At 70.8% G+C, this 14,827-nt stretch carries 13 protein-coding genes and 1 riboswitch; of the genes, 6 read left to right on the top strand and 7 right to left on the bottom strand.

The annotated features are described in order from the left end of the window. Window positions 1–32: 32 nt before the first annotated feature. The 4 genes from groL to thrC form a co-directional block, all read right to left on the bottom strand. Window positions 33–1,661 (bottom strand): chaperonin GroEL, encoded by a 1,629-nt coding sequence (gene groL / locus ACFWRO_RS09015; RefSeq protein ID WP_384506468.1) that lies wholly within the window; start codon window positions 1,659–1,661, stop codon window positions 33–35. 322 nt (window positions 1,662–1,983) lie between these two features. Further along, a complete protein-coding gene (locus ACFWRO_RS09010; protein ID WP_005315736.1) occupies window positions 1,984–2,187 on the bottom strand; it encodes a cold-shock protein in 204 nt (67 codons plus the stop codon). A gap of 432 nt (window positions 2,188–2,619) precedes the next feature. Next, window positions 2,620–2,898, bottom strand: a complete 279-nt coding sequence (locus ACFWRO_RS09005; RefSeq protein ID WP_384506465.1) for a MoaD/ThiS family protein — start codon at window positions 2,896–2,898, stop codon at window positions 2,620–2,622. 34 nt (window positions 2,899–2,932) lie between these two features. Beyond that, the gene (gene thrC, locus ACFWRO_RS09000; protein ID WP_384506463.1) at window positions 2,933–4,252 is read right to left on the bottom strand and encodes a threonine synthase; all 1,320 of its coding nucleotides are present in this window, start codon (window positions 4,250–4,252) and stop codon (window positions 2,933–2,935) included. Window positions 4,253–4,269: 17 nt separating this feature from the next. Continuing rightward, a riboswitch (SAM riboswitch) is annotated at window positions 4,270–4,427 on the bottom strand. A gap of 120 nt (window positions 4,428–4,547) precedes the next feature. Here thrC and ACFWRO_RS08995 point away from each other — a divergent pair. The 3 genes from ACFWRO_RS08995 (at window position 4,548) to ACFWRO_RS08985 (ending at window position 8,877) form a co-directional block, all read left to right on the top strand. Then, window positions 4,548–5,489, top strand: coding sequence for a glucosyl-3-phosphoglycerate synthase (locus ACFWRO_RS08995; RefSeq protein WP_384506461.1), 942 nt, complete (start codon window positions 4,548–4,550; stop codon window positions 5,487–5,489). 38 nt (window positions 5,490–5,527) lie between these two features. Then, window positions 5,528–7,333, top strand: coding sequence for a hypothetical protein (locus ACFWRO_RS08990; RefSeq protein ID WP_384506459.1), 1,806 nt, complete (start codon window positions 5,528–5,530; stop codon window positions 7,331–7,333). A 101-nt stretch (window positions 7,334–7,434) separates the two neighbouring features. Beyond that, complete coding sequence (locus ACFWRO_RS08985) at window positions 7,435–8,877, top strand: trehalose-6-phosphate synthase (protein WP_384506456.1); 1,443 nt, start codon at window positions 7,435–7,437, stop codon at window positions 8,875–8,877. Window positions 8,878–9,047: 170 nt separating this feature from the next. Here ACFWRO_RS08985 and otsB read toward each other — a convergent pair whose 3' ends face one another. The 3 genes from otsB to ACFWRO_RS08970 are packed head-to-tail and all read right to left on the bottom strand — an operon-like array spanning window position 9,048 to window position 11,482. Beyond that, window positions 9,048–9,899 carry a trehalose-phosphatase gene (otsB, locus tag ACFWRO_RS08980; protein ID WP_384506453.1) on the bottom strand — a complete coding sequence of 284 codons (852 nt, stop codon included), beginning with the start codon at window positions 9,897–9,899 and terminating at the stop codon, window positions 9,048–9,050. A 23-nt stretch (window positions 9,900–9,922) separates the two neighbouring features. Then, window positions 9,923–10,198, bottom strand: coding sequence for a DUF3263 domain-containing protein (locus ACFWRO_RS08975; RefSeq protein ID WP_384506451.1), 276 nt, complete (start codon window positions 10,196–10,198; stop codon window positions 9,923–9,925). 12 nt (window positions 10,199–10,210) lie between these two features. Further along, entirely contained in the window at window positions 10,211–11,482 is a 1,272-nt protein-coding gene (locus tag ACFWRO_RS08970; protein ID WP_384506448.1) for an ABC transporter substrate-binding protein, read from the bottom strand. 218 nt (window positions 11,483–11,700) lie between these two features. Here ACFWRO_RS08970 and ACFWRO_RS08965 point away from each other — a divergent pair, with 218 nt between their 5' ends. The 3 genes from ACFWRO_RS08965 to ACFWRO_RS08955 all read left to right on the top strand — a co-directional run bounded on the left by ACFWRO_RS08965 (window position 11,701) and on the right by ACFWRO_RS08955 (window position 14,817). Further along, window positions 11,701–12,639, top strand: a complete 939-nt coding sequence (locus tag ACFWRO_RS08965) for an ROK family protein (protein WP_384506445.1) — start codon at window positions 11,701–11,703, stop codon at window positions 12,637–12,639. Beyond that, window positions 12,639–13,784, top strand: coding sequence for an N-acetylglucosamine-6-phosphate deacetylase (gene nagA, locus ACFWRO_RS08960; RefSeq protein ID WP_384506442.1), 1,146 nt, complete (start codon window positions 12,639–12,641; stop codon window positions 13,782–13,784). Before ACFWRO_RS08965 ends, nagA begins: the two co-directional genes overlap by 1 nt. 106 nt (window positions 13,785–13,890) lie before the next feature. After that, window positions 13,891–14,817 carry a 1-phosphofructokinase family hexose kinase gene (locus ACFWRO_RS08955; protein ID WP_384506439.1) on the top strand — a complete coding sequence of 309 codons (927 nt, stop codon included), beginning with the start codon at window positions 13,891–13,893 and terminating at the stop codon, window positions 14,815–14,817. Window positions 14,818–14,827: the final 10 nt, after the last annotated feature.

Raw genomic sequence — 14,827 nt, 5'->3', positions numbered from 1 at the left:
GAGGAACTGCCGGAGCTACCGATCCAGACGGATCAGAAGTCCATGTCACCGCCCGGCATGCCGCCCGGAGCGGCCGCGGAGGCCTTCTCCGGCTTGTCGGCGATGACGGCCTCGGTGGTCAGGAACAGCGCGGCGATGGAGGCCGCGTTCTGCAGCGCGGAACGCGTCACCTTCGCCGGGTCGATGATGCCCTCGGCGATGAGGTCCACGTACTCGTTGGTCGCGGCGTTCAGGCCGTGGCCGACGGGCAGGTTGCGGACCTTCTCCGCCACGACGCCGCCCTCGAGGCCGGCGTTGATGGCGATCTGCTTCAGCGGGGCCTCAAGGGCCAGCTTGACGATGTTGGCACCGGTGGCCTCGTCGCCCGTCAGGTCCGCCTCGAGCTTCTCGAAGACGCTGGAGGCCTGGAGCAGGGCCACGCCGCCACCGGCGACGATGCCCTCCTCGACGGCCGCCTTCGCGTTGCGAACGGCGTCCTCGATGCGGTGCTTGCGCTCCTTGAGCTCGACCTCGGTCGCGGCACCGGCCTTGATGACCGCAACACCGCCGGCGAGCTTCGCCAGGCGCTCCTGCAGCTTCTCGCGGTCGTAGTCGCTGTCCGAGTTCTCGATCTCGGCGCGGATCTGGTTGACGCGACCGGCGACCTGGTCGCTGTCACCGGCACCGTCGACGATCGTGGTCTCGTCCTTGGTGATGACGACCTTGCGGGCGCGGCCCAGCAGGTCCAGGCCCGCGTTCTCGAGCTTGAGGCCGACCTCCTCGGAGATGACCGTGCCGCCCGTGAGGATGGCGATGTCGTTCAGCATGGCCTTGCGACGGTCGCCGAAGCCCGGGGCCTTGACCGCGACGGACTTGAAGGTGCCGCGGATCTTGTTGACGACCAGGGTCGACAGGGCCTCGCCCTCGACGTCCTCGGCGATGATCAGCAGCGGCTTGCCCGACTGCATGACCTTCTCCAGGAGCGGGAGCAGGTCCTTGACCGAGGAGATCTTGGAGTTGACGATCAGGAGGTACGGGTCGTCCAGGGACGCCTCCATACGCTCCATGTCGGTGGCGAAGTACGCCGAGATGTAGCCCTTGTCGAAGCGCATACCCTCGGTGAGCTCCAGCTCCAGACCGAAGGTCTGGGACTCCTCGACGGTGATGACGCCTTCCTTGCCGACCTTGTCCATCGCCTCGGCGATGAGCTCGCCGATCTGGGTGTCGGCGGCGGAGATGGAGGCCGTGGAAGCGATCTGCTCCTTGGTCTCGACATCCTTCGCCTGCTCGAGCAGGGCGCCGGAGACGGCCTCGACGGCCTTCTCGATGCCGCGCTTGAGGGCCATCGGGTTGGCGCCGGCCGCCACGTTGCGCAGGCCCTCGCGGACGAGCGCCTGGGCGAGGACGGTCGCGGTGGTCGTACCGTCACCGGCGACGTCGTCCGTCTTCTTGGCGACTTCCTTGACCAGCTCGGCGCCGATCTTCTCGTACGGGTCCTCGAGCTCGATCTCCTTGGCGATGGAAACACCATCGTTGGTGATCGTGGGGGCGCCCCACTTCTTCTCGAGGACGACGTTACGGCCCTTGGGGCCAAGGGTGACCTTGACGGCGTCGGCGAGCTGGTTCATCCCGCGCTCGAGACCGCGCCGTGCCTCCTCGTCGAACGCGATGATCTTGGCCATGTGAAGTGGTCCTCCCGGACATGGGGTGGATAACGCTCCAGGACCGCGCCGACGCCCGCGACGGACGGCCTGCGTACCCGGCGGTTCCTTGCCCCACCTGGCCGCGGACCTCGTCTGCCCGATCCTCGTAAGCACTCTCACCTTCAGAGTGCTAACGCCAATGATTAGCACTCGGCCCATGCGAGTGCAAGCGACTCTCAAGGATCGAGCCCGGGTCCACGGAGCCCCCGCACACGCACGAGGGGTCCGCATCCCGGTCAGGATGCGGACCCCTCGGCGTGAGAACGCGTGAGTGCGTACGTGGTGGCCGATCGCGCCGTGCTCAGACGGCGAGCTTGACCATGTCCGCCTGCGGACCCTTCTGGCCCTGCGAGATCTCGAACTCGACCCGCTGACCCTCTTCGAGGGTGCGGTATCCGTCCATCTGGATCGCGCTGTAGTGGACGAATACATCCGCACCACCGTCGACCGCGATGAAGCCGTAGCCCTTCTCCGCGTTGAACCACTTGACGGTGCCCTGAGCCATGCCTAACTCCCCTATTACTGGCCCTTGCGCGGGACCCGCACTTCGCGGACCCGGGTCAGACCCTGCGCCGGAACGCGTCGACCGCGGCTGAATGTATCTGCCCAACTGCCCTCTGCAACAGGTCAATCGGGCGAGAATTCTGGGCACGCCGTAAAGGAGAATTCCGGAGAATTGATTGAATTCCGGGGCAAGTCGGGCCCGGCAAAGCGCGCAGAAGGTACAGATCGTTCGCGCACTTTGGCTGCTTCTTGTCGCGTGCGGCGCATTCTCATATGCGGCTGGCACGGAGCAGCGCGGTGAAGCCGGGGGGACTTCCCCAACTCTACCCCGTTCAACCATGCAGAATTGCCCCCTCCGCTTCTCTCGCGGAGGGGGCAATTCAGTTACTCAGGGTAAAGCGAGCGCTCGGCCGTGGGCTGAGCAGTCGTGGGCTCAGCAGCCGCCCGCCACCGCCGGGATGATCGAGACGCCCGCGCCGTCCGGCGTCGCCGTCTCCAGGCCCTGCTCGAAGCGGACGTCGTCGTCGTTCACGTAGACGTTCACGAAGCGGCGCAGCTTGCCCTGGTCGTCCAGGACGCGGGCGGAGATGCCCGCGTGGTTCTTCTCCAGGTCCGAGATGACCTCGGACAGGGTCGCGCCCTCCGCCGGAACCTCGGCCTGGCCGCCCGTGTAGGTACGGAGGATGGTGGGGATACGGACCTTGACGCTCATGTGCTGCTGCCTTCCGTGTACGGACGAGTGGGGGTCAGTGGGCCAGGCCGGCGTCGCGGAACGCGTCCAGGCTCGGCTTGATGGTGGCGGTCGCCTGAGAGGTGTCGGCCACCGCGTCCAGGGTCTTGAGGCCGTCGCCCGTGTTGAGCACGACGGTGGTGAGGGACGGGTCGATGAGGCCGGCCTCGACCAGCTTCTTCGTCACGCCGACCGTCACGCCGCCCGCCGTCTCGGCGAAGATGCCCTCGGTCCGGGCCAGGAGCTTGATCGCCTCGACGACCTGCTCGTCGTTCACGTCGTCCACCGCGCCGCCGGTGCGGCGCGCGATGTCGAGGACGTACGGGCCGTCGGCCGGGTTGCCGATGGCGAGCGACTTGGCGATGGTGTTCGGCTTCTGGGGCCGTACGACGTCGTGACCGGCCTTGAAGGCGGCCGACACCGGCGAGCAGCCCTCGGCCTGGGCGCCGAAGATCTTGTACGGCTTGTCCTCGACCAGGCCCAGCTTGATGAGCTCCTGCAGACCCTTGTCGATCTTCGTGAGCTGCGATCCCGAGGCGATCGGGATGACGAGCTGGTCCGGGATGACCCAGCCCAGCTGCTCGCAGATCTCGTACGCGAGCGTCTTGGAGCCCTCGCCGTAGTACGGCCGCAGGTTGACGTTGACGAAGCCCCAGCCCTCGCCCAGCGGGTCGCCGATGAGCTCGGAGCAGAAGCGGTTGACGTCGTCGTAGTTGCCCTCGATGCCGACGAGCTCGCCGCCGTAGACGGCGGCCATGACGACCTTGCCCTGCTCCAGGTCGTGCGGGATGAAGACGCAGGAGCGGAAGCCGGCGCGGGCGGCGGCGGCGCCGACGGCGCCGGCCAGGTTGCCGGTGGAGGAGCAGGAGAGCGTGGTGAAGCCGAAGGCGCGGGCGGCTTCCAGGGCCTGGGCGACGACGCGGTCCTTGAAGGAGTGCGTCGGGTTGCCGGAGTCGTCCTTGACGAAGAGCTTGCCGGGCTCGACGCCCAGTTCGCGGGCGAGGTTGTCGGCCTGGACGAGCTTGGTCCAGCCCGGGTTCAGATTCGGCTTCTCGGCGACGTCGGCGGGGACGGGCAGCAGGGGGGCGTAGCGCCAGATGTTGGCGGGGCCGGCCTCGATCTGCTTGCGCAGCGCCTCGGGGTCACCGACGGGAAGGTCGTACGCGACTTCGAGGGGGCCGAAACAGAGCTCACAGGCGAAGATCGGGCCGAGTGCGAAGACTTCGCCGCATTCCCGGCAGGAAAGTCCGGAAGCGGGACCGAGATCGACCGTCCGAGCGCTTTCGGCAGTGCCTGCGGTGGGGGCGGTGTCGGGGGTAACAGTCTGTACAGCCATGGAGGCGAGGCCCTTTCTCCTCATCTTTCCCATGGCGAACGTCGCCATGAGACGGATTTGGCACCTTCCCTAGCCGGGAGCCTCGCGGGCGCAGTGCTGACGACTGCGGACGAGACCGACTGGAGGGTTGCCGGGGCTTCAACGGGCCGTTTCCCTCTGCCCCTCTGGATGAGCGGTATTCGATTGTGTGGCGCGGGCGGCACCCCGACATGCATCGGGCGTCCGCGTTGTTCAAGACTGTAACCGAAGGCCCGGAGGCTTGAACCTGCCGTCCGAACCGCGAGATGGAGATCACGTGCTGGAGGAAGTGGAGCGCTGGCTGGGCCGGCGGTCCTGGTCCGTGGCGGACCGAAGACTGGACCGCGTCCTGGCGGCGAAGCACGGGACGACGGTCAGCGTCGTGCTGCCCGCGCTGAACGAGGAGGCGACGGTCGGCGAGATCGTCTCCGTCATCCGGCGCGAGCTGATGACCGAGGCCGTTCCGCTCGTGGACGAACTGGTGGTGATCGACTCCGGTTCCACCGACCGTACGGCGGAGGTGGCGGCCGCGGCCGGGGCGCGGGTGGTGGCGCGGGACGCGATCCTGCCCCGGATACCGGCCGTGCCTGGCAAGGGCGAGGTGCTGTGGCGGTCACTGATGGTGACCGAAGGGGACATCATCTGCTTCGTCGACGCGGACCTGCGGGACTTCTCCGCGGACTTCGTCACCGGCATCGTCGGCCCGCTGCTCACCGACCAGGACATCGACTTCGTGAAGGCGATGTACGACCGCCCGCTCGGCGACGCCCCAGGTCAGGGCGGTCGGGTGACGGAGCTCGTGGCGCGGCCGCTGCTCAATCTGCACTGGCCGCAGCTGGCCGGCTTCGTGCAGCCGCTGGGCGGCGAGTACGCGGCGCGCCGCTCGCTGCTCGAACGGCTGCCGTTCCCGGTCGGTTACGGAGTGGAGCTGGGCCTGCTCGTGGACGCGCTGCACACGGTCGGGCTCGACGCCCTCGCGCAGGTGGACGTCGGGGTCCGCAAGCACCGGCACCAGGACGGGCGGGCGCTGGGCCGGATGGCGGCGGCGATCTACCGGACGGCGCAGCTGCGGCTCTCCCGGGGCCATCTGGTGCGGCCCCGGCTCACCCAGTTCGAGCGCGGCGAGGACGGCTTCACGCCGCACACGTACGCGGTGGACACGGAGGAGCGGCCGCCGATGGTGGAGATCGCGGAGTACGCGCACCGCCGCGTGGCGTAACGCCGAATGATTGTGTTTTTTGCCTAAATTTCCCTTTCATGCGGTTCAAAAATCGGATGACCATGTCGGTGGCGGCGCTCGTCCTCGCCGCCGGCTCACTCGGCTCGCTCTCCCTCGCCGTGGCCGGTCCCGCCGCGGCCGACGTGGTGGAGCCCTTCGGCAAGCGCTACGCCGAGTCGCTGTACGGCGACTTCACGACCATCGGCAACACGGTCATGGGCTGCCCCACGGCCCCCGCCGACCTGGCCGCGCGCTGCGCCACCGCCGCCTCCGGGCAGGGGAGCGACAACAACAACACCTTCGCCATGAAGCGGATCAACACCGCCTCCATGGACGGCGGTTACGGCTCCAGCACCGGCCACGTCGTCGTCCCGGCCGGGGCGAGGGTCGCGTACGCCCGGCTCTTCTGGGGCGGCAACGACGGCACGTACAAGGGGCCGAGCGGGGCGCAGCTGAAGCGCTGTGACGTCTCCGGCGCCGATGTGGTGACCTCGCCGGGCGACCACGCCACGACCGCGCCGCACATCAGGGTCGGGGCGGGGACGGCGACGGCGGTCTCGATCGACAGCATGGTGACGGACCCGGCGGACACCGGCGGCCCGCACTACTACACGGGCGAGTCGGACGTGACGGCCGCGTTCGCGGGCGTGACCGGTACGGACGCGCGGGTCGCGGTCGGCAACATCTGGGCGCCGGACGGCAAGGGCTGTGTGGCGGGCTGGTCCCTGACGGTCGTCTACGCGTTCCCCGGCCCCGAGCCGACCCACGCGCCCGACCGCCGCAACGTGTACGTCTACGGCGGGCACGTCCTGCAGCGCTCCACCTCCCCCGCGACCACGATCACCGTCGACGGCTTCCACCGGACGACGGGCAAGGCGCGGGCGAGCGTGACGGCGTACGAGGGCGACTGGAACACGCCCGGCGACAAGTTCCTGGTCGACGGCAAGAACGTCACCGAGGCGCACACGGGCAACACGAACAACTTCTTCGTCAGCGAGGACGACGGCGCCGTCGCGCCGAAGCTGACGAACAACCTCTCCATCGACACCAAGGCCTTCGACATCCCGGACGGCGCGATCCCGGTGGGCGCGCGGTCGGCGGAGCTGACGTTCACGACGACGGGCGACACGTACGTGCCCTCGGGCCTGGCCTTCTCCGTCCCCGTACCGGACCTGGAGATCACCAAGACGGCGAGCCCGCAGAAGGTGAAGCCCGGCGACACCCTGACGTACACGATCACCGCGAAGAACATCAGCCGGCTGGACCACCCGAACGCCAAGTTCAGCGACGACCTGACCGGCAACCTGGACGACGCCGCCTACCTGGGCGACGCGAAGGCGACGCTCGGCAAGGTCACGTACGACGGGCCGAAGATCGGCTACGTCGGTGACATCCCGGCCGGGAAGACGGCAACGGTCACGTACTCGGTGAAGGTCCACGACCCGGTGCGCGGCGACGGCCGACTCGGCAACAGCGTCGAGGTCGAGTCGCCGCGCTCGAACTGCGGCAAGGGGAGTGAGGACCCGGCGTGCGGGGTGACTCCGGTCCTGGACCCGCCGACGCCGGAGCCGACGCCGGAGCCGACGCCGGAGCCGACGCCTTCGGACCCGGTGGACCCCACGCCGTCCCCGTCCGAGTCGGAGGTGGCACCGTCCCCCGCGCTCACCACCCACCAGCCCCGCCCGACCCCACACGCCCCGGACGGCCCGCACGGCCCCGGTGGTTCGATGGCCGAGACCGGCTCCAGCGGTGAGCGGCTCTGGCTGCTCGGCGGGCTCGCGCTCGCCCTGGCCGCGACCGGCCTGGTGGCGAAGGCGGCCCTGCGCGGACGCCGCGACCACTGAGGCGTCCACGGAGGCGGCCACTGAGCCGCGACGAGGGGCGAGGATTCGCCAGAGTCGTATACGTACGTTTGAGCGTTTACGTGACGGGCTAGGTTCGCCACATGGCTTCTGTGCTCGTGGCGTCCAACCGAGGTCCTGTCTCGTACGCCCTCGCCGCCGACGGCACACTCAGTGCCCGGCGCGGCGGGGGCGGTCTCGTCTCAGGCCTGAGCGCGATCTCCTCCCAGGACAGCGTGTGGGTGTGCGCGGCCCTCGGGGAGGGCGACCGGGAGGCGGTCAGGCGCGGGGAGTCCGAGCCGGGCGTACGGATGCTGGACATCGACCCGGAGGTGTACGCCGACGCGTACAACGGGATCGCGAACTCGGTGCTGTGGTTCCTCCACCACCACCTGTACGAGATCCCGCGCGAGCCGGTCTTCGACGCGGAGTTCCGCCGCCGCTGGGAGTCGTACCGCAGCTACAACCGGGCCTTCGCCGAGGAGCTTGCGGCCCGGGCGGACGAGGGCGCGGCGGTCCTGGTGCAGGACTACCACCTGGCCCTGGTCCCGGGGCAGCTGCGCGAGCTCCGCCCCGACCTGCGGATCGGCCATTTCACGCACACGCCGTGGGCGCTGCCGGAGTACATGCGGATGCTGCCGGAGGACGTCCGCGAGGAGCTGCTCTGGGGGATGCTCGGCGCGGACGAGCTGGGTTTCCACACCTGGGGATGGGCGCAGGCGTTCATCACCGGCGCGCACATCCACGGGCCGGCGGGCGAGGCCGACGGCTTCTGGCGCAGCGACGACCCGTGGCGCGGGGTGGAGCACCGCAGGGCGGGCGGCGAGCGCAGGCGCACCCGGGTGCACGTCTTCCCCCTGGGGGTGGACGCCGACGACCTCCGCGCGCTCGCCCACACTCCCGAGGTCGACGACCGGCTGGCCGCGCTGCGGGCCGAGATCGGCGACCGGCGGACGATCGTGCGGGTGGACCGCACGGAGCTGTCGAAGAACATCGTCCGCGGCCTGCTGGCGTACCGGGAGCTGCTCCAGGAGCACCCGGAGTGGCGCGGCAAGGTCGTCCACCTGGCCTCCGCGTACCCCTCCCGCCAGGACCTGGAGGTCTACCGCGCGTACACCGCGTCGGTGGCGGAGCTGGCGGAGGAGATCAACGCGGAGTTCGGCACGCCCGACTGGCAGCCGGTGCTCCTGTCGGTACGCGACGACTTCCCCCGCTCACTCGCCGCGTACCGCCTCGCGGACGTGGCCCTGATCAACCCGGTCCGGGACGGGATGAACCTGGTCGCGAAGGAGATCCCGGTGGTCTCGGAGACGGGCTGCGCCCTGGTCCTCTCGACGGGCGCGGGCGCCTACGAGGAACTCCACGAGGACGCCCTGACGGTCAACCCGTACGACGTCTCGGAAACCGCCCGCGCCCTCCACCACGCCCTGACGATGCCCGCCGCGGAGCGCGCGGACCGCTCGAAGCGCCTCGCCGTCGCCGCGACGGCCCTGCCGCCGCAGCGGTGGTTCCTGGAGCAACTGGAGGCGCTGCGGGGCACTGACTAGCCCCTCGCCGGGGCGCGTGCGGCTCAGCCGCCACGGCCCGCGCGGATCTCGCGGATCTCGCGGATCTCGCGGATCTCGCGGATCTCGCGGAGAGCCTGCCCGGGCGCCCCCTGAGCCTGCTCGGGCGCGCGGCGCAGCCCGCCCGGGCTGCGCCGCGCGGCGCGGTCTCCTCAGGCCCCCGCCCCCTCCCGTACCGCCTCCGCCAGGGCCGTCAGGAAGCGGACCACGCCCGCCGGGCCCTGGACCGACAGGTCGGCGCGGTCGGAGAGTTCCTGGACCTCCGTCGAGCCGCTGCACACGAGCAGGCCCGGGGTGCCGTCCGAGCGGAGTTTCTCGACCGCCGCGAAGGCCGGCAGGTCGCCCAGGTCGTCGCCCGCGTACAGGACGGAGCCGGCGCCCACCTCCCGTACGTACTCCGCGAGCGCCACGCCCTTGTCCATGCCCGGGGGGCGCAGTTCGAGGACCATGCGGCCGGGTTCGAGGACCAGGCCGTGGCGCGCGGCCAGGTCGCCGAGCGGGGCCTTGAGGGCCTCGAAGGCCGCCTGGGGGTCGGCGGAGCGGCGGGTGTGGACCGCGACCGCGCGGCCCTTCTCCTCGATCCAGGTGCCCGGCCAGGCACCGACGCCGTCCAGGACGCCTGGCAGCTCGGCCCGGACGGTGGCCACGCCCGGGTGGACGGCCGAGGCCTGGACGGTGCCGGTGACCGCGTCCCAGCGCTCGGCGCCGTAGTGGCCGAGGACGACGAGGTGTTCCAGGCCGGGGACACCGGCGAAGCCGCCGTACCGGACCGCCACGCTCGCCGGGCGGCCGGTCACGACGGCGACCGAGGCGATCCGGGGGGCCAGGGCGGAGAGCGCGGGGACGGTGCCGGGGTGCGCGCGGGCCTGTTCGGGGTCCGGGACGATCTCGGCGAGCGTCCCGTCGAAGTCGAGGGCGACGACGGCCTTCTCCGGTCGCGCGAGAAGCGCGGCCAGACCGTCGCGGCCTGCGGATGTGGTCGGGTGCGGAAGGCTGCTGACCATACGACGACCCTACCGACGCGGCCTCAGCGGCGCTGCTCCTTCTCCGCACGGACCCGGCGCAGTCGGTTGACCGTCACCGGGTCGTGCGCGAGGGCGCGCGGGTCGTCGAGGAGGGCGTTGAGGAGCTGGTAGTACCGGGTCGCGGACAGGCCGAGCCGCTCGCGTACCGCCCGCTCCTTGGCGCCGGGCCCCGGCCAGGAGCGGCGTTCGAGCGCGAGCACGGCCCGCTCCCGCTCCCCGAGCCCGGTGTCGTCGCCGCCAGGGGCGTCGTCGGGTCGGGGATCGCTCGCGTCGGTCATACGAACAACCTATTACTCCGCGCTCTCGGCCGCCGTCGCCTTGCGGGCGATCCCGCCGAGTACGTCGGCCGGCTTCGCGCCCGGGGTGACCGCCTTGCCGATGTTCTGCTTGATGGTGTCGCTGACCTGGGCCCAGGAGGTCTTGCCGACCGGCGGGAGCTGCGAGTTCGGCAGCTCGGCGAGGAACTCGTGGAGGTCCTTGTGCTCCGGGTCGTTCTCCATCCGGGAGTACGCGCTCACGGTCGGCGGCAGCAGGTCGTTGTCGCCGGCGAACTTCAGCACGTTCTCGTCGCTGAAGACGAAGTCGAGGAAGTCGCCGATCTGCTGGCGGTGGCCGTTCTGCTTGAAGCCCATGATCCAGTCGGCGACGCCCATGGACGCCCTGGACTTGCCGTCCGCGCCGGGCAGCGCGACCTTGCCGACCTTGACGCCCTTCTTCTGGGCCTCCTGCATCAGCGAGGGGTGGCCGTTGAGCATGCCGACCTCGCCGCGCGAGAAGGCGGCGAAGGCGTCCTTGCGGTTGAGCTTGCCGGGGGCGACGGGGCCGGTGAGGTCCTTCTGGACCAGCTCGGTCTTCAGCCACTCGAAGGTCTTGACGTTCTGCTCGGAGTCGATCCGGTAGCGGTCGGAGCCGTCGGTGTAGCCGTCGCCGCCGCTGAGCAGCCACATCATGGTCTCGGCCTGCGCCTCCTCCGGGCCGAGCGGCAGCGCGAACGGGTACTTCACGTCCTTGGCCTTCAGCTTCTTCGCCGCCGCGGCCAGCTCGTCCCAGTCGGCCGGCGGCTCGCTGATGCCGGCCTTGTCGAAGAGGTCCTGGTTGAAGAAGAGCAGCCGGGTGGAGGCGGCGAAAGGCAGGCCGTACTGGGTGCGCTTGTTCTCGCCTGCCGTGACGAGCGGGGCGAGGAAGTTGGCCTGGACGGGGATGGAGAGCAGTTCGTCTGCGGAGTAGAGCTGGCCCGCGGCCGCGTAGTCGGCGTAGGCGCCGATCTGGGCGATGTCGGGGGCCTGGCCGGCCTTGACCATCTCGGCGACCTTGCGGTCGACGTCGTTCCAGGACTCGATCTGCACCTCGACCTGCACGCCGGGGTGCTTGGCCTCGTACGCGGCGGTGACCCCGTCCCAGTACTTCTTGGTGGTGTCGCCGCCGTTCAGGTCGTAATCGGCCGCGACCAGCCTGAGGGTCACGTCGCCGGCGGCGCTCTCGGTGAGCCCGCAACCGGACAGACCCGCGGTCAGCCCCAGCGCGGCGATCGTCGCGGTCAGTCCTATGAATCGCCGCTGCACAGCGTCGCCCCACCCTCTGCTCGTCGTTGAGCTGTGATTTTCACAGGAGAGGAAGCATAAGGTCTACACCACTTGGGTAGATTCTCGGTCTACGGGTGAAGACCTTGTGAAGCCCGTCACCGCAGGTCGCACCCGCCATCACTCGAATTTGTATCCCAGCGCAACAATATCGGTCAGTGGACTAGACCTTTCGGGCAGGAACGGGCGAGACTGTTCCCGTGAGACACGTCATCGCCCTCGATGTGGGCGGCACCGGCATGAAGGCCGCCCTCGTCGGGGCGGACGGCACCCTGCTCCACGAGGCACGGCGCGCCACCGGGCGCGAGCGCGGCCCGGAAGCCGTGGTCGAGACGATCCTCGGCTTCGCCGCCGAGCTGCGCGCCTACGGCCTCGAACGGTACGGAGAGCCCGCCGCGGCCGCCGGAGTCGCCGTCCCCGGCATCGTCGACGCCGCACACGGCATCGCCGTCTACGCCGCCAACCTCGGCTGGCGCGACGTCCCGATGCGCGCCCTGCTCAGCGAGCGCCTCGACGGCATCCCCGTCGCCCTCGGCCACGACGTCCGCACCGGCGGCCTCGCCGAGGGCCGGATCGGCGCGGGCAACGGAGCCGACCGCTTCCTCTTCGTGCCGCTGGGCACCGGAATCGCGGGCGCCATCGGCATCGGCGGCGCCATCGAGGCCGGCGCCCACGGCTACGCCGGCGAGATCGGCCACATCGTGGTCCGCCCCGGCGGCGCCGAGTGCGGCTGCGGCCAGCGCGGCTGCCTGGAGCGGTACGCCTCCGCCTCCGCCGTCTCCAAGGCCTGGGCCGCCGCCTCCGGCGACCCGGACGCCGACGCCGCCGACTGCGCCAAGGCGGTCGCGGACGGCGACCCCCGGGCCGTCCAGGTCTGGCAGGAGGCCGTCGACGCCCTCGCGGACGGCCTCGTCACCGCGCTCACCCTGCTGGACCCCCGCACGCTCATCATCGGTGGCGGTCTCGCCGAGGCCGGGGAAACCTTGTTCACACCACTGAGGGCCGCCGTGGAGGAACGCGTCACGTTCCAGAAGCTGCCCGCCGTCGTACCGGCAGCCCTCGGGGACACCGCCGGATGCCTGGGCGCGGGCCTCCTCGCCTGGGACCTTCTCTCCCTCGACTCGGAGGTATCCGCCTGATGGCCGTATCCACAGTTCTCGCCGGGGCCCGTGTGGTGCTGCCGACCGGCATCGTCGAGAACGGACGGGTGATCGTCGACGGCGGTCGCATCGCGGGCTCCGCGCCCGCCGACGCGCCGGCGCTCGACCTCACGGGCCACTGGGTCGTCCCCGGCTTCGTCGACATGCACAACCACGGCGGCGGCGGAGCCTCCTTCACCTCCGGCACCGTCGACGAGATCCTCACCGGCGTCCAGACCCACCGGCTGCACGGCACCACCACCGTCGTCGCCTCCTTCGTGACCGGCGAGATGGACTTCCTGGGCAGACGCGCCGGCCTGCTCTCCGAACTCGCCGAGCAGGGCGACATCGCCGGCATCCACTTCGAGGGCCCGTTCATCGCCCCCTGCCGCAAGGGCGCGCACGACGAGACGCTGCTGCGCGACCCCGACCCGGCCGACGTCCGCAAGCTGATCGACGCCGCGCGCGGCCAGGCCAAGATGGTCACCCTCGCCACCGAACTCCCCGGCGGCATCGACTCCGTACGCCTGCTCGCCGAGCACGGCGTCGTCGCCGCGATCGGCCACACCGACGCTACGTACGAGCAGACCGTCGAGGCCATCGACGCGGGCGCCACCGTGGCCACCCACCTCTACAACGCGATGCCCGCGCTCGGCCACCGCACCCCCGGCCCGATCGCCGCGCTCCTGGAGGACGAGCGGATCACCGTCGAGCTCATCAACGACGGCACCCATCTGCACCCGGCCGCCCTGGAACTGGCGTTCCATCACGCGGGCCCCCGGCGCGTCGCGTTCATCACGGACGCCATGGACGCGGCCGGCTTCGGCGACGGCCTCTACTCGCTCGGCCCGCTGGCCGTCGAGGTCAAGGACGGCGTGGCACGGCTGGTCGAGGGCGGCTCCATCGCGGGCTCGACCCTCACCCTGGACCGCGCGTTCAAGCGCGCGGCGACCATCGACAAGCTGCCCGTCGACTCGATCGTCCAGGCCGTCTCCGCCAACCCGGCCCGGGTCCTGGGCATCGACGACCGCGTCGGCTCCCTGGAACCGGGCAAGGACGCCGACCTGGTCGTCCTAGACGCCGACTTCGACGTCAAGGGCGTGATGCGCAAGGGCAACTGGGTGGTTGAACCGCACCTGGCCTGATATCGCCCCGACGGACGCAAGGCGGTTGGCCCGGGGACTGGGCCAACCGCCTTCTGTTTGGCATGATCGGGGCGCGAACTTTGGACGAGGTACGGGGGTACGGCAGGTGATTCTCACGGTCACCCTCAACACGGCGCTGGACCTCACGTACCGCGTCCCCGCCCTCGTCCCGCACGCCTCCCACCGCGTCACCCAGGTCATCGAACGCCCCGGCGGCAAGGGCCTCAACGTCGCCCGAGTCCTGGCCGCCCTGGGCCACGAGACGGTCGCGACAGGCTTCGCGGGCGGCTCGACGGGCGAGATCCTCCGCACCCACCTGGCAGGCGGCCCCGTGGTCGACGCCCTGGTCCCGACCACCGGAACGACCCGCCGTACAGTCGCGGTAGTCGACACCGCAAGCGGCGACACGACCCAACTAAACGAACCGGGCCCGACAGTCACCCCGGCCGAGTGGTCGACGTTCACCGCCCACTACACCGATCTCCTCGCCGACGCATCCGCGGTGGCCCTCTGCGGCAGCCTCCCGCCCGGCATCCACGTCGGCGCGTACGCGGAGCTGATCCGGCTCGCCCGCTCGGCCGGCGTCCCCGTCCTCCTCGACACCAGCGGCGAACCCCTACGGCGTGGCATCGCGGCCCGCCCCGACGTGGTCAAGCCCAACGCCGACGAACTCGCCCAGCTCACCGGCTCCCGCGAACCCCACCGCGCCACCCGCGACGCCCGCCGCCGCGGCGCCCACGCGGTCGTCTCCTCCCTGGGCCCCGACGGCCTCCTGGCCGCCACCCCGGACGGCCTCTGGCGCGCGAGCCCCCCGGCCGCCGTAAAGGGCAACCCGACGGGCGCCGGCGACTCGGCCGTAGCGGGCCTCCTCTCAGGCCTGGTCGACAAACTCCCCTGGCCGGACCGCCTCACCCGCGCGGTAGCCCTCTCGGCGGCAACGGTCCTCGCCCCGGTCGCGGGCGAGTTCGACCGCACGGCGTACGAGGACCTGCTCACGCGTGTGACGGTGACGGACGAGTCCGAAGCCGCGTAAGCCGACGCCC

Source organism: Streptomyces sp. NPDC058579 (genome assembly GCF_042718575.1).
GTDB lineage: Bacteria > Actinomycetota > Actinomycetes > Streptomycetales > Streptomycetaceae > Streptomyces.
Note: the sequence above shows the minus strand (reverse complement) of the source record. Positions and strands in the feature narration are given on the sequence as shown.